The sequence below is a fragment of the Leclercia sp. GLN_9 genome (assembly GCF_043105735.1).
Lineage (GTDB): Bacteria > Pseudomonadota > Gammaproteobacteria > Enterobacterales > Enterobacteriaceae > Enterobacter > Enterobacter adecarboxylatus.
The window spans coordinates 1-21829 of the sequence record NZ_JBICLV010000046.1; the positions used below are offsets into that span (position 1 = coordinate 1).

The window sequence follows — 21829 nt, forward strand, 5'->3', positions numbered from 1 at the left end:
TTGTCATCCGGTCTCCGGTTCGCCGGTTTCAGCGGGGACTCAACACCGGTGCCATATTCAGATAGCTGAGAAGCGTGAGGGAGCGTGAATCCGGCTGAAAATCGCCGAAGCGTTGACCGCAGGCCGGGGCGAGGCGCAGGGACGCGCCGGGAGGGCATAGCCTGCAGGGATGCAGGCTGGTGCCCGACCCGAAAGCCTGAAGGGATAAGCTGAGTGCACCGCGAAGCGGCGATTTTCCTGGCCGGGAGCCGGGGTAGCCAGGAGGGAGGCGGCGAGCCCCCCTGGCACGTTCACCGCAGCGGAGGGGGCATAAAGCAGAGGTGCTTTAGTGAACGGAACCTGTCCACTTCAGTCACTTATAAATACCGAATCGTTTAACTGACTGGCATTACAACCTGAGTTGCCTTTTTTAATATTTGCGCCCTCTCTCAAAGAGAGTGGCTCAGGATGAGGGCATCAGACCGGACAGCCCGGCGCGGTATTACCACCGACGCTGCCACACCCACAGCGCCGCAATCGCCAGCGCAAACAGGCCACCAAATCCAACGCCAATGCCCACCACCGGCACCCCCACCTTCACGGCCAGCGAGTAAAGCCCGAGCATCAGCAGCATGGCGGCGTTTTCACCGAGGTTTTGCACCGCAATGGCATTGCCTGCGCCAACGGTATGTTTCCCGCGCTCCTGCAGCAGCGCATTGAGCGGTACCACGAAGAAGCCCCCGCAGATCCCCATCAGGAACAGCAGCGCATAGGCCGGTAACAGCGCATGTTGCAGGGCGAAGATCAGCACCACCACGCCAATCAGGATCCCGGCAGGCATACAGCGGGCCACCGTTTGCAGTGTCACCAGCTTCGCCGCGGCACCCGCGCCGAGAACGATCCCCACCGCCACCATTGCGTTGAGATAGGTTGGCGTGGCGTTATCGGTAATGCCCAGCGCTGTGGGCACCCACAGCACCAGCAGGAAGCGCAGCGTGACCCCTGCGCCCCAGAACATGCTGGTCCCCATCAGCGAGAAGCGGGTTTCACCGTTTTGCCACAGTACGCGGCAGGCGTTAAAGAAGCTGGCGGTCATCGGGGTAAAACGCCAGGACTGCCCCGGACGCGCCACCGGCAGTTTCGGGATGAAGACGTTGGCGATCACCGCACCGCCATACACCACGGCACAAACGCCTAGCGCCGCCAGCACATGCCAGTCTGCCAGCACCCCACCCGCCATGGAACCCAACAGGATCGCCGCAATGGTTGACGCTTCCATCAGCCCGTTAGCTTTGACCAGCTTATCCCCGGTCGTCAGCTCGCCGAGGATGCCGTATTTAGCCGGTGAGTAGGCTGCCGCCCCAATCCCTACCAGCGTATAGCCAATAAACGGGTTCACGCCAAAACAGATGCTGGCAGCACCCAGCAGTTTCAGGCTATTGGCGAACATCATCACTCGCCCTTTCGCGAAGCTATCCGCGACCTGACCCACAAAGGGGGCGAAAACGATGTAAGCGCCCACAAACACCATCTGCAGGATCGGTTGACTCCAGTCCGGGTAAAACTGGGATTTGAGCAGCGCCAAGGTGGCAAACAGCAGTGCGTTATCGCCAAAGGCAGAGAGGAACTGGGCGGCGGTGACCGCCATCATTCCTTTCGACCAGATTGAGGTGTTAGTGTGTACTGACTCACTCATTATGCGGCTCCGCCTGGTCAACCATGCCTTTGAGGGTGACAAAATCCGGCTTGCCGCTGCCCAGCACCGGAAGCTGTTTTAAGTAGCGAATATCGCGCGGTACCGCCAGCTCAGGAATGCCATGCTCTCGCGCCTTCTGAAGCAACTGCTCGCGCTTCAGCTCGCTATCGGTGGTAAAGAGCACCAGCGCCTCGCCTTTACTGGCATCGGTTTTCACTGCAGTGGCGTGCATTTTGTCCGCCGAAACGGCCAGCGCCAGCTGTTCAACCATCTCCAGCGACACCATTTCCCCGGCGATTTTGGCAAAGCGTTTTGCGCGGCCCTGGATCTGCACATAGCCCTGCTCGTCAAAGCGTACGATATCGCCGGTGTCGTACCAGCCGGTTTCGACCTCGCCGTTGATATTTTCTGCCGTTGGCGCTTCCAGCACGCCCGGGTTTTCTACCCGCAGGTAGCCGTTCATGACGTTCGGCCCTTTCAGCTGCAGGCGTCCGCCCTCTTCAATGCCCGGAACGGCGAGCAGACGCGCGTCCATCCCCGGTAGAATGCGCCCGACGGTGCCGGGCTTCGCCGCCATCGGCACGTTAATAGAGACCACCGGCGCGCACTCGGTCACGCCGTAGCCTTCCAGGATGCGCAGGCCAAACTTGTCCTGCCACAGCTGGCGGGTGCTCTCCTGTAATTTCTCCGCCCCGGCCACCACGTAACGCACGCGGTGAAAATCATACGGATTGGCGAAACGGGCGTAGTTGCCGAGGAAGGTCGAGGTGCCAAAGATCACCGTACAGTTACGGTCATAGGTCAGCTCAGGCACAATGCGATAGTGCAGCGGGCTAGGATAGAGGAACACTTCGGCACCGGTAAGCAGCGGCGTGAACAGCCCCACCGTCAGTCCAAAGGAGTGGAACAGCGGCAGCGCCGACATAAAGCGATCCCGGGCGGTGAAGTCAGCGATAGTTTTAATCTGCTCGACGTTGGCCAGCAGGCTTTTATGGCTGTGGACCACCCCTTTCGGGTTCCCCTCCGAGCCGGAGGTAAAGAGGATCACGGCGGCATCTTCCGGCTGCTGTTTCACCTGCGCCAGGTGCGGCATCAGCAGGTGAGCAAAAATCCAAAGCTTATCGCCCGCGGTGACCTCTGCTTTCAGATCTTCGAGGAAGACCCAGCGCACCTGGGTGAGCTGCTCAGGCAGATGCCAGAGTTTGCCTTTATCGAGAAACGTGCGTGAGGTAAACACAGTATTGATTTGCGCGGCGGTGAAGGCGCTGCTCAGTCCTTTCACCCCTGCGGTGTAGTTCAGCATCGCCGGAATACGCCCGCGGGAGACGGCACCAAAGATCACCGCGGCGCTGATCCCGGCATTCGGCAGCAGCAGGCCGATCTTTTCCCCTTGCTTGCTGTATTTTTCAAGGATACGGCCAACAAACAGGGTTTTGGTCAGCAGCTTGTGATAGCTGTCAGGAGCAAAATTGATATCGTCGATGCAGTGTTTCTTTGCGCCATAGCGGTACATCGCCGACAACAACGACTCGTACAGGGTTTCGCGAGGGCGCACCGCCATCCGGGCTTCCATCATGACCTGATGCAGCATCTCCCCGGCGATTTTACGTCGATCGCGGGCGCGAGGTGCATCGGGCATCGGCAAAGTGGTCGGCGGCAGCAGATGCAGGGTAATGCGGGGGAACAAGCGCTGTTTCACCAGCCCTTTCAGACGGCTGAAAAAGGTCAGCTCCGCGCCTTCAATGCGCACCGGCACCACGGTGGCACCGGATTTCGCCGCCACAAAACCCGCGCCGTCATAGATTTTCATCAGCGAGCCGGTGATAGATATGCGCCCTTCCGGGAAGATCACCACCGGACGCCCCTGCTCAATCAGACGCACCAGGTTTTTGATCATCATCGGTTTGGTCGGGTCGAGCGGAACAAAATCAATCAGTGATGTCAGCCAGCGCATGTACCACTGCTTGCTGACAGAGGTATAGACCGCGAACACCGGCCGCACGGGTAAAAACAGCGCCAGCAGAATGCCGTCAATAAAGGAGACATGATTGGGGGTGATAAGAACGCGCCCGGCGTGCAATGCCTGGGTGTCGCCCGTCAGACGGACACGAAAAAGAATACGGAACAGCGTGCGGAAGAACCCAAATAACATCTCAACTCCCTTTGCCTTTCAATTTGTCGGGTTACGGTAAATTGTGGCAGATTACACGAGAAGTGCAGCAGGAGCGACAGCCGGATAGAGACAAAAAAAAACCTGCGCATCTGCGCAGGTTGGTGCAAGAGATGAGTACGCAGTACGTACTAAGAATTCTCACCAATCAATACCTCTGGGATCTTGATTGTGGCGTCTGGCACCCGACTTCTCCAGTGCTAAAAAGCAAGCGAATGAGCCGAAGTGCAACCAGGTGTGAATTTTATCTGCGGCTGTTACATGTTGAACAACAAGCAAAAAAAACCTGCGTAAGAACGCAGGCTGGTGTAAAGCTTGGCAGTTAACCGCGGGTTAACGTCACCTATCAATACCTCTGGGATCTCAAATGTAGCAATGGCGACTCTTTCCCTGCCAGCAGACAATCGCAACAGCCTGAGGCAAAGTGTAACCAAAGATTCAAATTCACCCGCCTTTGTCACGCTTCGCTGTGTAACGATTACACAATTTCCGCAGCCCTGTATCACCTTTGTGAAATGCCTCACCGCCCTGCGCTTGAATACACCTGACTTTTCCGCAACACTAATTAGTGTGTAAACGCTTACCCCAATGAGAAGGTAGAGAATGGCGACAATTAAGGATGTGGCCCGACTGGCGGGTGTTTCTGTTGCCACGGTTTCACGCGTCATCAACAATTCACCCAAAGCCAGCGAAACCTCCCGTCAGGCGGTGCTGGCTGCGATGGAATCACTGAACTATCACCCTAATGCCAACGCCCGGGCGCTGGCCCAGCAGTCTACCGACACCGTCGGGCTGGTGGTGGGCGATGTGTCAGATCCCTTTTTCGGCGCGATGGTGAAAGCCGTGGAGCAGGTCGCCTACCACACCGGCAATTTTCTGCTGATCGGCAATGGCTACCACAACGAACAGAAAGAGCGTCAGGCGATTGAGCAGTTGATTCGTCACCGTTGCGCGGCGCTGGTGGTGCATGCGAAGAAGCTGCCGGATGATGAGCTCGTCCATCTGATGAAGCAGATCCCCGGCATGGTCATTGTGAACCGCATTATTCCCGGCTATGAACAGCGCTGCGTGGCTCTGGACGATCGCTATGGCGCCTGGCTTGCCACTCGCCACTTGATCCAGCAGGGCCATACCCGCATCGGCTACCTCTGCTCTAACCACCCTATCTCTGATGCCGAAGACCGGCTACAGGGTTATTACGATGCGCTGCGCGAAAACGACCTGCCCTGCAACGATCGTCTGGTCACCTATGGCGAACCCGATGAGCGCGGCGGCGAGCAGGCCATGACGGAGTTGCTGGGACGCGGGCGTAACTTTACGGCGATTGCCTGCTATAACGACTCAATGGCGGCCGGGGCGATGGGCGTATTAAACGATAACGGGATTGACGTGCCGGGAGATATTTCGCTAATCGGCTTCGATGACATTCTTATCTCCCGCTATGTTCGCCCGCAGCTGACCACGGTGCGCTACCCGATTGTCACAATGGCGACCCAGGCGGCGGAGCTGGCGCTGTCACTGGCGGATAAACGCCAGCCGCCGGAGATCACCCACGTGTTCAGCCCGACGCTGGTGCGCCGTCACTCGGTCACGCCGCCGGCAGAGTCCACCAGCGAATAGCGGTACAGGTGCACGGTTTTGTCCGGGTACTCCAGGCCGTCACCGATGTAGTGCCAGCCGTAGCGTTCATAGAAATCGCGGCAGGCTGACCAGAGATGCAGCTCGCGATGTCCGTTCTCTGCGGCATACCTCTGCACATGATGCTGTAATTTGCCCGCCAGCCCCTGCCCGCGCGCCGCTTCATCCACATAGAGCGCCGCCAGCCAGGGGTAGAGATCCTGGCGGGTGATCAGATCGCAGCGCCATAACCCCACCGTGCCAAGTAACTGCTCGCCCTCGGTGGCAATAAAGGTGAGCGGCAGCGCGCCCGGAGTCTGACTGTAGGTCACGACGCTGGCGAAAAAATCGCGCGACAGGCCGTCGCCAAAGGCCTGCCACAGCCAGTCGATCACCTGCTCCGCATGCTGCGGGGCGGCGTACAGCGGTTGGATCTTCACACCAGCTTCCCCTGGAAAAGGGGCACCGACTCAAACAGATAACCGTCAAAGTCCGGGGCGTCTTCATCGGAGAACTCCAGCAGGCTCTTTTTGACATTTTCCAGATGCTGGAACATGGCCTGCCAGGCTCCCATTACGTCGCGGCGGCGGAGGGCGGCGAGAATGGTTTGTCTGTCGCCCAGCCACTTCAGGCGATATGCCCGGCTGGCAATATGGACGTTGAACTGCTGCCACAGCGGACTGCTGTCCATGTGGTGCCAGACGCTTTCAACCGTCGCCAGCAGCATCTGATTCTGCGTGGCGGCTGCCAGCACCAGATGAAACATCTTGCTGTTGTCCTGGCTGTTGTCATTGGCGGCGATCGCCCGCTGCTCCTGCTCGATGATGCGACGCAGGTTGTCGATGTCGGCGCGGGTCGCCATTTTGGCAGCAAAAGCGGCGATGTTGCTTTCGAGCAGCTGGCGCGCCTGTAAGATTTCAAACGGGCCAACGTCGCTTTTTAACAGACGCTCTTCCTCGTTTTCATGCTCTTCGGGGATGCGCATCACGTAGACGCCGGACCCCTGACGAATATCCACGGTGCCCTGTAGCTCCAGCATCAGCAGCGCTTCCCGCACGATGGTGCGGCTGACGCCGTAGGTTTCCGCGATATTGCGCTCCGGCGGCAGACGCGAGCCTACGGGATAGTGCCCATGGATGATCTGGGCGCGTAAATCTTCGCCAATCTCCTGGTACTGCTTCTTTTCCGCCGGGACGACAGCCTTATCCACGTTATCACCTGTACTGTGAGTTAATGCGCGGGCCGGGCATCCTCCCGGCCAGTTTGCGCACTATGTTACCAGAAGCGTCGCGATCTGCGGCTACTTCCATTCGTCATCAATGGTCAGAGTCAGCACACGCTCATCACGCAGTTGCCGGAACCAGCTGGCCGACTTTTTGGGGCGTCGGGCGCGGTTATCCGCCAGATCGATCTCAATCAGGCCGTAGCGGTTTTTAAAGGCGTTCATTGGCGAGACGTTATCGGTGAAGGCCCACAGCATGAAGCCGTGGCAGTTTGCCCCCTCCTCCCGCGCCAGCAGCGTGTAATAGAGATGCTCGCTGATGAAGTTAATGCGGTAGCTGTCCTCAATGATCCCGTCGCGGTTGCGGTACTGGCCTTCGTTTTCCACTCCCATCCCGCTTTCGGCGACAAACCAGTCGATGTTGCGGTAGTCGTTTTTGATCCGCATCGCCATGTCGTAAATAATCCGCGGGGCGATCTCCCAGCCACGGGAGGGGTTCATCCGCCGCCCCGGCAGTTCAAAGGGTTCGTAGTACCAGGCCGGATGGAAAGGTGTGTCAGGATGCCATGCCCGGGACGGGGCCTTGACCCGATGCGGATAATAGAGGTTGATCCCCAGCTCATCGACGGTGTTGTCCGCTATCAGCGCCAGCTCTTCGGCGCTGTAGTCCCACTGCACCTGATGTTTCTCCAGCAGGGTAAACAGTTCTTGCGGGTAGTGGCCGTGTACCAGCGGATCGAGGAATACCCGGTTGTAGAACAGGTCGTAGATCTCAGCGGCCTTCACATCATGGGCCGCGCGCGACCGCGGATAGGTCACCTCCGGGTTAAGAATGCAGCCCACGCTACCGCGATAACCTTTTTCACGGAACAGCTTCACCACCTTCGCCGTCGCCAGCACCTTATGGTGATTCCACTGCATCCAGGTGCTGGTGTTCTGTTCATACGGCCAGCGCAGCGCGTCGAGATAGACCCGGGTCTGGACCACAATCGGCTCGTTGAAGCTGAACCAGCGCTTCACCTGATGGTGATAGCGGGCAAACACTTTTTCGGCATAGCGCACGAACAGTTCCACCACATGCTTTGACGCCCAGCCGCCGTAGGTTTCCAGCAAGACGCCCGGCAGCTCGTAGTGCTCAAGGCAGATCATCGGCTCAATGCCCTGGCGGTGCATCTCCGCAAACAGCGCGTCGTAATAGGCGGCGTACTCCTCATCCACGGTGGCGTTTTCGTAATCGGTAAGAAAACGCGACCAGTTGATCGAGGTGCGGTAGTGGGTCAGGCCGGCCTGCTTCATCAGCGCCACGTCTTCACGGAACCGGTTGATGAAATCGGTCGCGACCGCCGGGCCGTAGCCGTTATGCCACACCTGACGATCGTTTTTGTACCAGAGATCGATCCACGAATCCTGCCCGGCTTTCTTGCCGCTCCAGCCCTCGGTTTGCCAGGCGGAGGCCGCCGCCCCAAGGATAAAATCCTCGGGGATAGTCATCTGTTTTATGCTCATGCGTTATTTGTCGCCTCCTTGTTGGCGGCCTGAATCGCAGCCTGCTCAGCGCGGCGTGAAGCAATTTTCACAAACGGCAGGTAGATCAGGACGGCAGTAATGATGCAGATACCCTGCGTGACCACCGCACCCATCGAACCGGCGGTGGAGAGCCAGGCGTTGATCAGCGGCGGTGTGGTCCAGGGCACCATCACCACGGCTTTACCGGCAAAACCGGTGACGGTGGCGAAGTAACCGATGGAGCCGGTCACCAGCGGGGTGATGATGAATGGGATCGCCAGAATCGGGTTGAGCATGATTGGCATACCGAAGATCACCGGCTCATTGATGTTAAAGATCCCCGGGCCGATGGAGAGCTTGGCGATCTCCTTCATCTCTTTGCGTTTGGTACCGATCATCACGGCGATCAGCAGGCCGATGGTCAGGCCCGAGCCGCCGATGCTCATGTACACATCCCAGAACGGCATGGTGATGATGTTCGGGATCTCTTTGCCCTGCTCAAAGGCGCTCATGTTGACGGTGATCGCCCCCAGCAGCAGCGGCTCGCGGATCGGTTTGATCATCTGGTTACCGTGGATACCAATCACCCAGAACAACTGAGCGACGAACATCAGCAGCAGGATCCCCGGCAGGCTTTGTACCACCCGCTCCAGCGGCTGCTGCACCACCTGGTAGACCGCATCGTACAGGTACATGCCGGTCACCTGATGGAACACAAAACCAAAGGTGGCGATGAGGGTAGTAGTAATGATCGCCGGGATCAGCGCCGAAAACGAGGCCGACACGTTCGGCGGCACGGTGTCAGGCATTCTGATTTTCAGCCCCGGGCGTCCCTCCAGCCAGCAGTAAATCTCCACCGACAGGATGGCGATAAACATGCCGAGGAACAGGCTGCGGGTATCGGAGAACTGGCGCAGCAGCACATCTTTTACGATGTGTATTTCGCCATCGACCATCATCTCAACGGTGGTGGGGGTGACGCAGATAAAGCAGATCACCGCCAGCAGCCCCGGGAACAGGGACTTAATGCCGTTGATGCGCCCCAGCTCGATGCCGATTAAGAACACGGCTCCGATATTAAGGAAGTTCAGCGTGGCGTAGTTCAGGGCGCTGGTGATCGGTTTTAGCGTGGCAAGAAACGAGAGCGACTGAAAGCTGGCTAAGCCATTTTTCGGATCCAGCACCATGTTGGAGATCAGCACCGAAAACGCGCCCACGATGATGACCGGCATTAAGGTGATGAAGGCGGACTTTATCGCCATGATGTAGCGATAACTGTTGAACTTAGTGGCGAAACTGCCCAGAGAGTTGATCAGTTTTTCCTGTAATGCCATGGGGTAATACCTCAGTAAAAGGGCCTTTATTGGGATAAGGTGTACAGCCGGCTTCTATTGGCATACCAAAAATAGCTTCCAGTCACGATTTGTTCTGTGATTAAGCTCCCAACGCGGGAAGAGGTATCCCAGAGAGTAATTTATAATCACTTTGGTATGCCACTTTTACGTGGTCCGCAACCCGTTGCCAGAAAGCGTGATCCTGATGGGGGTTTTGCCCTTCCCGTCCGGCTTATGCCCCTGAACGTCTGTGATAAACTTGCGAGCATAACGTGGAAGCAGGAAGAACAAATGGCAACAATGCTGGATGTCTCACTGCGCGCGGGCGTGTCGAAAGCCACGGTGTCGCGCGTACTGAACGGCACAGGTCAGGTCAAAGAGAGTACCCGTCAGCAGGTGTTTAACGCGATGGAAGAGCTGGGCTATCGCCCCAATTTTCTGGCGCGATCGCTGGCGAACCGGACCAGCAACAGCATTGGTCTGGTGGTCTCGACCTTTGACGGTTTTTACTTTGGCCGCCTGCTGCAGCAGGCCTCGCGTCAGACCGAAACGCACGGCAAACAGTTGATTGTCACCGACGGTCACGATACCCCGGAGCGGGAAGAGGAAGCGGTGCAGATGCTGGCCGATCGCCAGTGCGATGCCATCGTGCTTTATACCCGTTACATGAGCGAAAAAGCGATCATGAAGCTCATCAACAGCGTGCAGATGCCGCTTATCGCGATCAACCGCGACGTCAGCCAGGCCCGGGAGCGCTGCGTGTTCTTCGAGCAGCAGACGGCGGCCTTCAGTGCTGTGGAGTACCTGATAAGCCAGGGGCACCGGGAGATCGCCTGTATGACGGTGCCGATCCACACCCCCACCGGCAAGGCGCGACTGGCCGGCTATCGCAAGGCGCTGGAAAAGCACGGCATTCCCTGGGATGAGAGCCGGGTAAAATATGGCGATTCGGGGATGACCCGCGGGTATGAGCTGTGTCAGGAGTTACTGAACGACAAGGTGCCGTTCAGCGCCCTGTTTGCCTGTAATGATGATATGGCTCTCGGAGCCTCGAAGGCGCTGCACCAGGCCGGGCTGCGCATTCCGCAGGACGTGTCGTTATTCGGGTTTGATGATGCGCCCTGCGCGAAGTGGCTGGAACCGGCGCTGTCTACCGTCTATCTGCCGATCGACAACATGATTACCACCGCTATCGATCAGGCGATCCGGCTGACCAAGAACGAGCCGATCGAAGCGATCCCGCCGTTTACCGGCACGCTGGTACTGCGCGATTCGGTGGCGACGGGACCCTGGTTCGATCAGAACAGTTCGAGCGAGAGCAGTTCCTGAATGGTCTGGCGACGGCGGATCAGCCGCGCCTCGCCCTTATCAAACAGCACTTCCGGCAGCAGCGGACGGCTGTTGTAGTTTGAGGACATCGACGCACCGTACGCGCCAGTATCGTGCAGCACCAGATAATCCCCCGGCACCACCTGCGGCAGTGCGCGGGTTTCCACTTTCCCGCCCTCCTGCTGGGTAAAGACATCCCCGGATTCGCACAGCGGCCCGGCCACCACCGTCTCCACCACCGGTGCCTGGGTTAAATCCCGGCCGTCCGCCGCCAGGGCGGTAATGTGGTGATAGCTGCCGTACATGGACGGACGCATCAGATCGTTAAAGCCCGCGTCGATCAGCACGAAGTGACGGCTCCCCATCGCCTTCACGCTGCGCACCTGGGCCACCAGCACGCCCGATTCCGCCACCAGGAAACGCCCCGGCTCGATCTCCAGCTTCACAGGGTGACCCAGATGGGCGGCAATTTTGTCTCGCGCGCCGTTCCATAAACCGAAGTAGTGATCGGTATCGATCGCCTCTTCCCCTTCGCGATACGGAATGGATAACCCACCGCCCGCGGAGATCGCCTCCAGATCCTGACCAAACTCAATCACCTGGCGCACCATCGCGCCGCACACCTGCTCAAGGTGACCGTAATCCACGCCGGAGCCAATGTGCATGTGGATACCCACCAGCTTCAGGTTATAGCGCTGCAATACTTCCAGTGCCGCGGGCAGATCGCTGTACCAGATACCGTGTTTGCTGTTTTCGCCGCCGGTGTTGGTCTTCTGGCTATGACCGTGACCAAAGCCCGGATTGACGCGCAGCCAGACGCGATGGCCCGGCGATACCTGCCCCAGTTGCTCCAGCATATCCACCGAACCGGCGTTGACCGGGATCTGCAGCTCATGCACCCGGGCAAGGGTGGCGCTGTCGATCAGATCGGCGGTAAAGACGATGGAATCCTGGTCGGCCTGTGGATCGTAGCCTGCCGCCAGCGCACGCTCGATTTCACCGAGCGACACGGAGTCGACCTTGACGCCCTGCTCACGCATCAGGCGCAGAATGTGGATGTTGGAGCAGGCTTTCTGGGCAAAGCGCACCACGTCAAACTGATGCAGTGCCGCAATTTTGTCGCGGATAATCTGCGCGTCATAGACCCAGACCGGGCAGCCAAACTCCGCAGGCAGGCGCAGCAAATTGTTGGCGTTCAGATCGGTATCGGTGTTGTTCAGCGGGCGTGGCATGGTGCTCTCCGGGAAATCAATTTTTTATGATTACGCCACAGCCCGAAGAGAATAAAAAATATCGTTTTATCGGCAGTCTATGCAAAAATGATATGGATTACGCGCAACCAGGTCGCCTTCCATGCCCGCAGTAAACTTACGCCATATTGAAATTTTCCACGCCGTGATGACCGCCGGAAACCTCACCGAAGCCGCGCGCCTGCTGCACACCTCGCAGCCGACGGTGAGCCGCGAGCTGGCGCGCTTCGAGAAGGTGATCGGCCTGACGCTGTTTGAGCGCACACGCGGGCGGCTGCATCCCACCGTGCAGGGGTTACGGCTGTTCGAAGAGGTGCAGCGCTCCTGGTACGGGCTGGATCGCATCGTCAGTGCCGCCGATAGCCTGCGAGAATTTCGCCAGGGCGAGCTGTCTGTCGTCTGTCTGCCGGTCTTCTCCCAGTCGTTTTTGCCTGCCCTGCTGCAGCCGTTTCTCGCCCGCTACCCGGACGTGAACCTGACTATCGTCCCGCAGGAGTCGCCCCTGCTGGAGGAATGGCTCTCGGCCCAGCGCCACGATCTGGGCCTGACCGAAACCCTCGCGACCCCGGCGGGTACCGCGCGCCACGAACTGCTGTCATTAGATGAAGTGTGCGTTTTGCCCGCCGGGCATCCGCTTGCTGCCAGAGCGGTGCTGACGCCGGCAGACTTTCAGGGCGAGAACTACATCAGCCTGTCGCGCACCGACAGTTACCGGCAGTTGCTGGATACCCTGTTTGCCGAACATCAGGTGAAACGACGCATGGTGGTGGAGACGCACAGCGCCGCCTCGATCTGTGCGATGGTGCGGGCGGGAGTGGGGATATCAGTGGTGAATCCGCTGACGGCGCTGGATTATGCCGACAGCGGAATTGCGATCCGCCGGTTCAGTATTTCGGTGCCCTTTACGGTGAGCCTGATCCGCCCCCTGCACCGCCCGGCCTCGGCGCTGGTGGATGCCTTTAGCGCCCATTTGCAACAGGGCTTGAGCACCCTTATTGACCCGCTGGAGCGGCTTTTAACTTCGCCCGCTACGAAAGCATAAACGTCACCGCATCGGCGGCGTGGATCGCAGCGGTATCGAACACCGGGATCGGGCTTTCATCCGCCGGGATCAGCAGGCCGATCTCGGTGCAGCCAAAGATCACCCCCTGCGCCCCGCGATCGGCCAGCTTCTGGATAACGCTCAGGTAGTAGTGCCGCGATGCGTCGCTGAAGGTGCCGAGGCACAGCTCCTCAAAGATAATCTGATTGATGCGCGCCCGATCTGCCTCGTCCGGGATCAGGCTCTCGATGCCGTACTGGTCCGTCAGCCTCCCGCGGTAGAAATCCTGTTCCATAGTGTAGCGGGTGCCGAGCAGCGCCACACGGTTCATGCCCGCTGCGGTAATGGCCCGCCCGGTGGCATCGGCGATATGCAGGAACGGCAGCGAGCAGCGCGCTTCAATCTGCCCGGCGACTTTGTGCATGGTATTGGTACAAAGCAGAATGGCCTCCGCCCCTGCTCCCTGCAACCCCAGCGCTGCCTCCGCCAGGATCGCGCCAGCCTTCTCCCAGTCACCGCTGGACTGGCAGGCTTCTATCTCATGAAAATCGACGCTGTGCAGCAGCAGGCTGGCCGAGTGTAATCCCCCCAGGCGCTGCTTCACCCCCTCGTTAATCAGACGGTAATACGGAATGGTGGATTCCCAACTCATTCCTCCCAACAGGCCAATCGTTTTCATCGCGCTCTCCTTTCCGGTTTTACCCAGTGAAGCAAACTTGTGATCGAGTTTCCAGTTCTCTGGTTTCACATTTCCTTTTACCCGGCACTGGGATAAATTAAATGAAACGGTGTTTCACTATATAACAGGATATGAGCATGTTTATTTTCCACAAAGAGACCACGCTTCAGGATTTGGGTAATGGCGTTTCACGTCGCATTCTGGCCCATGACGGCAAAATGATGGCGGTGGAAGTCAATTTCGAAGAAGGTGCCGTTGGCCCGATGCATAACCACCCGCACGAGCAGCTGACCTACGTATTATCCGGTGAATTCGAATTTACCATTGGTGAAGAGAAACATGTCGTCACTGCCGGAGACACGCTATATAAAGAGCCTCATGTCATGCACGGCTGCGTTTGCCTGAAGCCGGGCACTCTGCTGGATACCTTTACCCCGGTTCGTGAAGACTTCCTGAAATAATGAAAAGGCGATGCTTCGGCATCGCTTTTTTGGTCCGCGCCTTATGCCCCAATCATTCAACAAGTAAATTATATCCCCGCTACCTTATTTGTAGCCCCCCGCTTGCTACAAATGTTAGTAGTTTGTAACTGCCGCCGATAGTTTCCAGAATACGGGCGTAAAGTCCCTGTTTAACTGGTTTTTTCTCATCGCCTTTCTTCGCAAGCCGATAAAAATGCCACCCATCTCACCTTATTGAAACGCTGTTTCGACCGCGATCACATTTCCACTATTTATCGAATGACGTGGATTTAAATCGCAATAAAATAAATTAAAACGATGTTTTACAAATTGAAAACACCGGTTCATATGTTTTAAAAATGGCTCACCGCACAGATTCCGTTTTAAACCATTAATTACCAGGTAGGTATGTATGAATGAAAACAAGATGCTGGGGCTGGCGTGGATATCACCCTACATAATTGGGCTGATACTCTTCACCGCCTTCCCCTTCGTTTCATCGTTCTTCCTCAGTTTTACTGAGTACGATTTGATGAGCCCGCCGGTATTTAACGGCATTGAAAACTATCGCTACATGTTTACGGAAGATACCCTCTTCTGGAAATCCATGGGCGTGACCTTTGCCTACGTCTTTTTAACCATCCCATTGAAGCTGGCCTTTGCGCTGGGAATTGCATTTGTTCTGAACTTTAAACTGCGCGGCATCGGCTTCTTCCGTACGGCGTATTATATTCCGTCGATCCTCGGCAGCTCCGTCGCCATTGCCGTGCTGTGGCGCGCACTCTTTGCCATTGATGGCCTGCTCAACAGCTTTATTGGCGTGTTCGGTTTTGATGCAGTGAACTGGCTTGGCGAACCCTCTCTGGCGCTGATGTCCGTGACGCTGCTGCGTGTCTGGCAGTTCGGCTCCGCGATGGTGATCTTCCTCGCCGCCCTGCAGAACGTTCCGCAGTCGCAGTATGAAGCCGCGATGATCGACGGCGCGTCCAAATGGCAGATGTTCATGAAAGTCACCGTGCCGCTGATTACCCCGGTGATCTTCTTCAACTTCATCATGCAGACCACTCAGGCGTTCCAGGAATTTACCGGGCCGTATGTTATTACCGGCGGTGGACCAACCTACTCCACCTACCTGTTCTCACTGTACATCTACGACACCGCATTCAAGTACTTTGACATGGGTTACGGCGCTGCACTGGCCTGGGTCCTGTTCCTGGTAGTTGCTGTCTTCGCCGCTATCGCCTTTAAGTCTTCGAAATACTGGGTGTTCTACTCCGCCGATAAGGGAGGCAAAAATGGCTGATATTCAACAACTCTCCACGGCGAGAAGCATCGCAGAACGTGAAGTGGCCCGGACGCTGCGTCGTGAAAAAATAAGCGCCAGCATTCGCTATGTGATCCTGCTGTTTGTCGGCCTGCTGATGCTCTATCCGCTGGTGTGGATGTTCTCGGCGTCGTTCAAACCGAACCACGAGATCTTCACCACCCTGAGCCTGTGGCCAGCCCATGCCACCTGGGACGGCTTTATCAATGGCTGGAAGACCGGGACCGAGTACAACTTCGGTCATTACATGCTGAACACCTTTAAGTATGTGATCCCGAAAGTGATCCTGACCATTATCTCCTCCACCATCGTGGCGTACGGCTTTGCCCGCTTCGAGATCCCGTGGAAGAAATTCTGGTTCGCGACGCTCATCACCACCATGTTGCTACCAAGCACCGTGCTGCTGATCCCTCAGTACCTGATGTTCCGTGAAATGGGCATGCTGAACAGCTACATGCCGCTGTACCTGCCGCTGGCCTTCGCCACGCAAGGGTTCTTCGTCTTCATGCTGATCCAGTTCCTGCGCGGCGTACCGCGTGACATGGAAGAAGCCGCACAGATCGACGGCTGTAACTCCATCCAGGTGCTGTGGTACGTGGTGGTGCCGATCCTGAAACCGGCCATCATCTCTGTCGCACTGTTCCAGTTTATGTGGTCAATGAACGACTTTATCGGGCCGCTGATTTACGTCTACAGCGTGGACAAATACCCGATTGCACTGGCTCTGAAAATGTCCATCGACGTCACCGAAGGTGCGCCGTGGAACGAAATTCTGGCAATGGCGAGCATCTCCATTCTGCCATCCATCATTGTCTTCTTCCTGGCACAGCGCTACTTCGTACAGGGCGTAACCAGCAGCGGAATTAAAGGTTAAGAGGGAAATATCATGGCTGAAGTTATTTTCAACAAACTGGAAAAGGTTTACTCCAACGGCTTCAAAGCGGTACATGCTATCGACCTGAAAATCGCTGAAGGTGAGTTCATGGTGATCGTCGGCCCATCCGGCTGCGCGAAGTCCACCACCCTGCGTATGCTGGCCGGCCTTGAGACCATCAGCGGCGGCGAAGTGCGTATCGGCGACAAGATCGTCAACAACCTCGCGCCGAAAGAGCGTGGGATTGCGATGGTATTCCAGAACTATGCGCTCTACCCACACATGACCGTGCGTGAAAACCTGGCCTTTGGCCTGAAGCTGAGCAAGCTGCCGAAAGCGCAGATTGAGGCTCAGGTTAACGAAGCGGCCAAAATCCTGGAACTGGATGAACTGCTGGATCGTCTGCCGCGCCAGCTCTCCGGTGGTCAGGCCCAGCGTGTGGCCGTAGGCCGTGCGATTGTGAAAAAGCCGGACGTGTTCCTGTTCGACGAACCGCTGTCTAACCTTGATGCCAAACTGCGTGCCTCGATGCGTATCCGTATCTCTGACCTGCACAAGCAGCTAAAGGCCTCCGGCAAACCGGCAACCACGGTCTACGTGACGCACGATCAGACCGAAGCGATGACCATGGGCGACCGCATCTGCGTGATGAAGCTCGGCCACATCATGCAGGTGGATACCCCGGATAACCTGTACCACAAACCGAAAAACATGTTCGTTGCTGGCTTTATCGGCTCGCCGGAGATGAACATCCGCGCCAGCAAGCTGGTGGAACAGGATGGCCAGCTCTCCCTGACCATCGGCAACCAGACCATGCCGTTAAGCCCGGAGCTGAAAGAGAAAGTCGCCAGCTACGTCAATCAGGATATTTTCTACGGTATTCGTCCTGACTTCGTCTCGATCTCTGATGAGCCTTTCGCGCAGGGCTGCTGCAGCGGCGAGATGGTTCGCGCCGAAAACATGGGACATGAATTCTTCGTTTACCTGAAAGTTGGCGAGTATGAACTGACTGCCCGAATTCCTTCCGATGAAGCTAAACCTATGATCAACAAGGGCCTTCACCGTCAGGTGTACTTTAAGTTTGATATGAATAAGTGTCATATTTTTGACGCGAAAACTGAACAGAACATCTCTCTCTAATGGAGTTATAAAAATGAAAAAAGTGCTTTTAAGCGCCGTTATCTCCGCTACTTTTGGAATGAGTGCCCTACCCACTTTTGCTGCGGATAGCACAGATTTGCGTATGTCCTGGTGGGGCGGCAATGGCCGTCACCAGGTCACACTGAAGGCTCTGGAAGAGTTCCACAAACAGAATCCGGATATTAACGTTAAGGCGGAATACACCGGCTGGGACGGTCACCTGTCACGTCTGACCACGCAGATTGCGGGCGGCACCGAGCCGGACGTGATGCAGACCAACTGGAACTGGCTGCCGATCTTCTCCAAAACCGGCGACGGCTTCTACGACCTGAACAAAATGAAGGACGTGATCGATCTGACGCAGTTCGATCCGAAAGAGCTACAGTCCACCACCGTGAACGGCAAGCTGAACGGGATCCCGATCTCCGTGACCGCGCGCGTGTTCTACTTCAATGATGAAGCCTGGAAAAAAGCGGGCGTTGAATACCCGAAAACCTGGGATGAGCTGAAAGCGGCCGGTAAAGCCTTCGAGAGCAAACTGGGCAAACAGTATTATCCGGTGGTCCTGGAGCACCAGGATACCCTGGCGCTGCTGAACTCCTACATGATCCAGAAGTACAACATCCCGGCGGTAGACGAGAAAACGAAGAAATTCTCCTACAGCAAAGAGCAGTGGGTTGAGTTCTTCCAGACCTATAAAAGCCTGGTGGATAGCCACGTAATGCCGGACACCAAGTACTATGCGTCGTTCGGTAAGAGCAACATGTACGAGATGAAGCCGTGGATCGAGGGTGAATGGGGCGGAACCTACATGTGGAACTCCACCATCAAGAAATACTCCGACAACCTGAAGCCACCTGCGAAGCTGGAGCTGGGTAGCTACCCAATGCTGCCGGGTGCAACGGATGCCGGTCTGTTCTTCAAACCAGCCCAGATGCTCTCTATCGGTAAATCCACCAAGAACCCGGAAGCGGCAGCGAAAGTCATCAACTTCCTGCTGAACAGCAAAGAAGGCGTTGAGACGCTGGGTCTGGAGCGTGGCGTGCCGCTGAGTAAAGTGGCGGTGAAATACCTGACCGAAAACGGCACCATTAAAGAGGACGATCCGGCGGTTTCCGGCCTGCGTCTGGCGCAGTCCCTGCCAGCCAAACTCTCCGTATCGCCATACTTTGACGATCCGCAGATCGTGGCTCAGTTCGGCACCTCCCTGCAGTACATCGACTACGGCCAGAAAACCGTGGAAGAGACTGCCGCTGACTTCCAGCGTCAGGCTGAACGTATCCTGAAACGCGCAATGCGCTAATTAGCTTAGGTTATCAATACCCTACCGTTCCGCGGTGGGGTATTTTTTTATCTGAAGGAACATACAATGAAAGGAAAAATCATCCCCCTGAACTTCCGTACCCGTCAGGACAGCCAGACCGGCCACACCGTGATACGGATGACGCCCCCACACATTATTTGTCATCGTAATTACTTCTATCAGAAATGCTTTACCCGCGAGGGTAGCAAGATCCTTTTTGGTGGCGCCTTTGAGGGGCACTGGAACTACTATCTGTTAGATATCGACCAACAGCAGGCGACCCAACTGACCGACGGCGCCGGGGATAACACCTTTGGCGGTTTTCTCTCTGAGGATGACCAGTCCCTGTGGTACGTGAAAAACAGCCGCGAACTGCGCCGCGTGGATCTCCATAGCCTGGAAGAGTATGTGGTGTATGAGGTCGATGAGGAGTGGGTGGCCTACGGTACCTGGGTGGCTAACTCGGACTGCACGAAGCTGGTGGGTATCGAAATCAAGAAAAGTGACTGGCAGCCGCTCACCGACTGGAGTAAGTTCCGCGCGTTTTACTTCACTAACCCGGAATGCCGCCTGATCAACATCGATCTGCACACCGGCGAACGGCAGGTGATTTTGCAGGAAAAACGCTGGCTCGGACATCCGATTTACCGGCCATTCGACGACAATACCGTGGCGTTTTGCCATGAAGGCCCGCGCGATGCGATCGATGCACGCATGTGGCTGATTAATCAGGACGGCAGCAACCTGCGCAAGGTGCGCCAGCATGACGCGGGCGAGAGTTTTACCCACGAATTCTGGGTGCCAGATGGCTCGGCGCTCTATTACGTGGCGCACAAAGAGAACGATCCGCAGCGCTATCTGTTCAGCGCCGATCCCGCGACGCTGGAAAACCGCCAGCTGATGGCGATCCCACCCTGTTCCCACCTGATGAGCAACCACGACGGCTCGCTGATTGTGGGCGATGGTGCCCCGCACAATACCGGCGATATTAGCCTCAACGATCCCTTTATCTGGGTGTTCGACATTAAAAACGGGACGCAAAAAGCCATCTGCCAGCACAATACCAGCTGGAAAGTGCTGGATGGCGATCGCCAGGTGACGCATCCGCATCCGTCGTTTTCACCGGATAATAAGTGGGTGCTGTATACCTCCGACGAAGAAGGGATGCCAGCCCTGTATCTCGCGCAGGTGTAAAAAAAGCCGGGTGGCGGCTACGCCTTCCCGGCCTACGAATAAAGGCTTTTGACCTTCCAGGCCCGGCGAGCGGCGCGCCGCCGGGCATTATCCTCACACGCCAATGTTTCTTAACTTCTCCCCGGCCATCAGCTTGCGCTCGATGTGCTCCAGGGTAACGCCTTTGGTTTCTGGAATCAGCCAGAAGGTGATGCCAACAAATGCCACGTTCAGCACCGTATAGAGCCAGAAGGTTCCCGCAGCACCGATAGAATCCAGCAAGGTCAGGAAGGTGGCCCCAATGATCATGTTCGACACCCAGTTGGTGGTGGTAGAACAGGTGATCCCGAAGTCGCGGCATTTCAGGGGCTGAATTTCAGAGCACAGGATCCACACTACCGGGGCAGCACTCATCGCGTAACCCGCAATGCACATCATGGTCATCCCCACAGACAGCCAGGATAAGCTGCTGGACGCCGTACCGTTATCAAATTGCATCAGGCAGTAACCGAGGATTAGCGTCCCCAGCGCCATCACGCTAAAACCAATCTTGAGGGCTGGTTTACGGCCTGCTTTATCGACGGTAAAGACCGCAATGAAGGTGGCAAACATAAATGTCAGCCCAACCACCAGCGTGGCGATCATCTGTTGTTCGGTCGTTGTGAACCCCGCCATTTTGAAAATACGGGGGGCGTAATACATGATGATGTTCATGCCGGTAAACTGCTGCATCGCCTGCAACAGCATGCCGAGAAATACCGCGCGACGGACGTTGCGGTTTATTTTGAATAAGGACCAGCCCCCCTGTTTCAGCTTGAGGCTTTCACGGATCTCATTCAGCTCTTCACGCGCTTTTTCAGAGGTATCGCGCAGCATCCGCAGCACTTCTTCCGCCTCGACGTGACGCCCTTTCTGCGCCAGCCAGCGTGGGCTGTTGGGCAAAAAGATCACCAGCACAATCAGCAGTACCGCCGGTAATGCCAGTACCCCCAGCATTGCACGCCAGTTGCCGCTGTAGCTGAAATAGGTATCAGACAAAAAGGCCAGCACGATACCCAGCGTCACCATCAGCTGGTACATGCTGATCATTTTTCCGCGCACGTTTTCGCTCGCCATTTCCGAGAGATAAAGCGGCGCGGTGTAGGACGCAATCCCCACGGCCACGCCCAGCAGCACGCGAGAAAGCAGTAAAGCTTCAACCCCTGTGGCAAACGCGGAGCCTAATGACCCCGCCACAAACAGAATGGCACCCACCATCAGGCTGTATTTTCGGCCCAGGCGGAACGAGAGCCAGCCATTGAACAAGGCACCCACTGCTGCGCCCAGCATCATGCTGCTCACCACCCACTCCTGCAGGCGATTACTCAGCGTAAAGTGGTCGGTGATAAAAGGTAACGCACCGGCAATAACGCCGATGTCCAGCCCAAACAGTAAACCGGCTACCGCCGCGGAAACAGAAACAAACATGTTCATCCTTCGGGTATCACGAAGGGCGCGGGGCATAAAGGTAGAGTCGTTAATAGATGTCATATTTTCCTGCCTGAACAGCGTAAGACGTTAAATGAAATTACGAGAAACCCTGAAAAAGTGTCAGGTCGTATAACGTGAAAATATGGATTTATTGGCTGGTAGAGGGCGATCTGTGATGGACATTACACTTTAAAACAAAGATGAAGTTTCACCACTTTTAGTTAACAAGATGATTTATATGAATTAAAAATGTGATACAC

The 21829-nt window shown here is 56.5% G+C and carries 18 protein-coding genes; 9 read left to right on the plus strand and 9 right to left on the minus strand.

Annotation, left to right across the window (positions count from 1 at the left end; all coding sequences use genetic code 11):
- Positions 1–481: 481 nt before the first annotated feature.
- Both lplT and aas read right to left on the minus strand, forming a co-directional pair.
- Entirely contained in the window at positions 482–1675 is a 1194-nt protein-coding gene (gene lplT / locus ACF8PE_RS22740) for a lysophospholipid transporter LplT (RefSeq protein ID WP_392495316.1), read from the minus strand.
- On the minus strand, positions 1668–3827 hold the full coding sequence (aas, locus tag ACF8PE_RS22745) for a bifunctional acyl-ACP--phospholipid O-acyltransferase/long-chain-fatty-acid--ACP ligase (RefSeq protein WP_150872328.1): 2160 nt from the start codon (positions 3825–3827) through the stop codon (positions 1668–1670). The genes lplT and aas overlap by 8 nt, the downstream gene beginning before the upstream one ends.
- Positions 3828–4448: 621 nt before the next feature.
- Between aas and galR the strand changes: the two genes are divergently transcribed.
- Complete coding sequence (galR, locus tag ACF8PE_RS22750; protein WP_392495317.1) at positions 4449–5465, plus strand: HTH-type transcriptional regulator GalR; 1017 nt, start codon at positions 4449–4451, stop codon at positions 5463–5465.
- On the opposite strand, the gene ACF8PE_RS22755 is transcribed toward galR, so the two are convergent.
- From ACF8PE_RS22755 to ACF8PE_RS22770, 4 genes are all read right to left on the minus strand, one after another.
- The gene (locus tag ACF8PE_RS22755) at positions 5426–5902 is read right to left on the minus strand and encodes a GNAT family N-acetyltransferase (protein WP_032613780.1); all 477 of its coding nucleotides are present in this window, start codon (positions 5900–5902) and stop codon (positions 5426–5428) included. The two genes, galR and ACF8PE_RS22755, sit on opposite strands and share 40 nt — an antisense overlap.
- Positions 5899–6672 (minus strand): GntR family transcriptional regulator, encoded by a 774-nt coding sequence (locus tag ACF8PE_RS22760; RefSeq protein WP_032613782.1) that lies wholly within the window; start codon positions 6670–6672, stop codon positions 5899–5901. Before ACF8PE_RS22760 ends, ACF8PE_RS22755 begins: the two co-directional genes overlap by 4 nt.
- A 90-nt stretch (positions 6673–6762) precedes the next feature.
- Positions 6763–8190 carry a glycoside hydrolase family 1 protein gene (locus tag ACF8PE_RS22765; RefSeq protein ID WP_032613784.1) on the minus strand — a complete coding sequence of 476 codons (1428 nt, stop codon included), beginning with the start codon at positions 8188–8190 and terminating at the stop codon, positions 6763–6765.
- Complete coding sequence (locus ACF8PE_RS22770; RefSeq protein WP_336995087.1) at positions 8187–9524, minus strand: PTS transporter subunit EIIC; 1338 nt, start codon at positions 9522–9524, stop codon at positions 8187–8189. Before ACF8PE_RS22770 ends, ACF8PE_RS22765 begins: the two co-directional genes overlap by 4 nt.
- 291 nt (positions 9525–9815) lie before the next feature.
- On the opposite strand from ACF8PE_RS22770, the gene ACF8PE_RS22775 reads away from it, so the two are divergent.
- The gene (locus ACF8PE_RS22775) at positions 9816–10853 is read left to right on the plus strand and encodes a LacI family DNA-binding transcriptional regulator (RefSeq protein ID WP_150872332.1); all 1038 of its coding nucleotides are present in this window, start codon (positions 9816–9818) and stop codon (positions 10851–10853) included.
- Here ACF8PE_RS22775 and lysA read toward each other — a convergent pair.
- Positions 10823–12085, minus strand: coding sequence for a diaminopimelate decarboxylase (lysA, locus tag ACF8PE_RS22780; protein ID WP_150872334.1), 1263 nt, complete (start codon positions 12083–12085; stop codon positions 10823–10825). The two genes, ACF8PE_RS22775 and lysA, sit on opposite strands and share 31 nt — an antisense overlap.
- Positions 12086–12206: 121 nt before the next feature.
- Here lysA and ACF8PE_RS22785 point away from each other — a divergent pair, with 121 nt between their 5' ends.
- Positions 12207–13145, plus strand: a complete 939-nt coding sequence (locus tag ACF8PE_RS22785) for a LysR family transcriptional regulator (RefSeq protein WP_150872336.1) — start codon at positions 12207–12209, stop codon at positions 13143–13145.
- Here the strand turns inward: ACF8PE_RS22785 and ACF8PE_RS22790 are convergent.
- Positions 13132–13824, minus strand: coding sequence for an aspartate/glutamate racemase (locus tag ACF8PE_RS22790; RefSeq protein ID WP_032613794.1), 693 nt, complete (start codon positions 13822–13824; stop codon positions 13132–13134). The genes ACF8PE_RS22785 and ACF8PE_RS22790 overlap by 14 nt on opposite strands.
- Before the next feature lie 137 nt (positions 13825–13961).
- On the opposite strand from ACF8PE_RS22790, the gene ACF8PE_RS22795 reads away from it, so the two are divergent.
- From ACF8PE_RS22795 to ACF8PE_RS22820, 6 genes are all read left to right on the plus strand, one after another.
- Positions 13962–14285 carry a cupin domain-containing protein gene (locus ACF8PE_RS22795; RefSeq protein ID WP_032613796.1) on the plus strand — a complete coding sequence of 108 codons (324 nt, stop codon included), beginning with the start codon at positions 13962–13964 and terminating at the stop codon, positions 14283–14285.
- A 412-nt stretch (positions 14286–14697) separates the two neighbouring features.
- Positions 14698–15588, plus strand: a complete 891-nt coding sequence (locus ACF8PE_RS22800) for a carbohydrate ABC transporter permease (RefSeq protein WP_032613798.1) — start codon at positions 14698–14700, stop codon at positions 15586–15588.
- Positions 15581–16483: a carbohydrate ABC transporter permease gene (locus ACF8PE_RS22805; RefSeq protein ID WP_032613800.1), complete on the plus strand. Its 903-nt coding sequence runs from the start codon at positions 15581–15583 to the stop codon at positions 16481–16483. Before ACF8PE_RS22800 ends, ACF8PE_RS22805 begins: the two co-directional genes overlap by 8 nt.
- Positions 16484–16495: 12 nt before the next feature.
- Complete coding sequence (locus ACF8PE_RS22810; protein WP_032613802.1) at positions 16496–17623, plus strand: ABC transporter ATP-binding protein; 1128 nt, start codon at positions 16496–16498, stop codon at positions 17621–17623.
- A 13-nt stretch (positions 17624–17636) separates the two neighbouring features.
- Positions 17637–18926, plus strand: coding sequence for an ABC transporter substrate-binding protein (locus ACF8PE_RS22815; protein WP_059307258.1), 1290 nt, complete (start codon positions 17637–17639; stop codon positions 18924–18926).
- A gap of 66 nt (positions 18927–18992) precedes the next feature.
- The gene (locus ACF8PE_RS22820) at positions 18993–20120 is read left to right on the plus strand and encodes an oligogalacturonate lyase family protein (protein WP_032613806.1); all 1128 of its coding nucleotides are present in this window, start codon (positions 18993–18995) and stop codon (positions 20118–20120) included.
- A gap of 93 nt (positions 20121–20213) precedes the next feature.
- On the opposite strand, the gene ACF8PE_RS22825 is transcribed toward ACF8PE_RS22820, so the two are convergent.
- Positions 20214–21647, minus strand: coding sequence for a sugar porter family MFS transporter (locus tag ACF8PE_RS22825; RefSeq protein ID WP_223263958.1), 1434 nt, complete (start codon positions 21645–21647; stop codon positions 20214–20216).
- Between the last annotated feature and the right edge of the window lie 182 nt (positions 21648–21829).

Bases quoted from the DNA above. Each gene is read 5' to 3' on its own strand.
- galR (WP_392495317.1), top strand. From the start codon at position 4,449: ATGGCGACAATTAAGGATGTGGCCCGACTGGCGGGTGTTTCTGTTGCC.
- ACF8PE_RS22765 (WP_032613784.1), bottom strand. From the start codon at position 8,190: ATGAGCATAAAACAGATGACTATCCCCGAGGATTTTATCCTTGGGGCG.
- ACF8PE_RS22810 (WP_032613802.1), top strand. From the start codon at position 16,496: ATGGCTGAAGTTATTTTCAACAAACTGGAAAAGGTTTACTCCAACGGC.
- ACF8PE_RS22820 (WP_032613806.1), top strand. From the start codon at position 18,993: ATGAAAGGAAAAATCATCCCCCTGAACTTCCGTACCCGTCAGGACAGC.
- ACF8PE_RS22775 (WP_150872332.1), top strand. From the start codon at position 9,816: ATGGCAACAATGCTGGATGTCTCACTGCGCGCGGGCGTGTCGAAAGCC.
- aas (WP_150872328.1), bottom strand. From the start codon at position 3,827: ATGTTATTTGGGTTCTTCCGCACGCTGTTCCGTATTCTTTTTCGTGTC.
- ACF8PE_RS22800 (WP_032613798.1), top strand. From the start codon at position 14,698: ATGAATGAAAACAAGATGCTGGGGCTGGCGTGGATATCACCCTACATA.
- ACF8PE_RS22790 (WP_032613794.1), bottom strand. From the start codon at position 13,824: ATGAAAACGATTGGCCTGTTGGGAGGAATGAGTTGGGAATCCACCATT.
- lysA (WP_150872334.1), bottom strand. From the start codon at position 12,085: ATGCCACGCCCGCTGAACAACACCGATACCGATCTGAACGCCAACAAT.
- lplT (WP_392495316.1), bottom strand. From the start codon at position 1,675: ATGAGTGAGTCAGTACACACTAACACCTCAATCTGGTCGAAAGGAATG.
- ACF8PE_RS22795 (WP_032613796.1), top strand. From the start codon at position 13,962: ATGTTTATTTTCCACAAAGAGACCACGCTTCAGGATTTGGGTAATGGC.
- ACF8PE_RS22785 (WP_150872336.1), top strand. From the start codon at position 12,207: ATGCCCGCAGTAAACTTACGCCATATTGAAATTTTCCACGCCGTGATG.
- ACF8PE_RS22770 (WP_336995087.1), bottom strand. From the start codon at position 9,524: ATGGCATTACAGGAAAAACTGATCAACTCTCTGGGCAGTTTCGCCACT.
- ACF8PE_RS22805 (WP_032613800.1), top strand. From the start codon at position 15,581: ATGGCTGATATTCAACAACTCTCCACGGCGAGAAGCATCGCAGAACGT.
- ACF8PE_RS22815 (WP_059307258.1), top strand. From the start codon at position 17,637: ATGAAAAAAGTGCTTTTAAGCGCCGTTATCTCCGCTACTTTTGGAATG.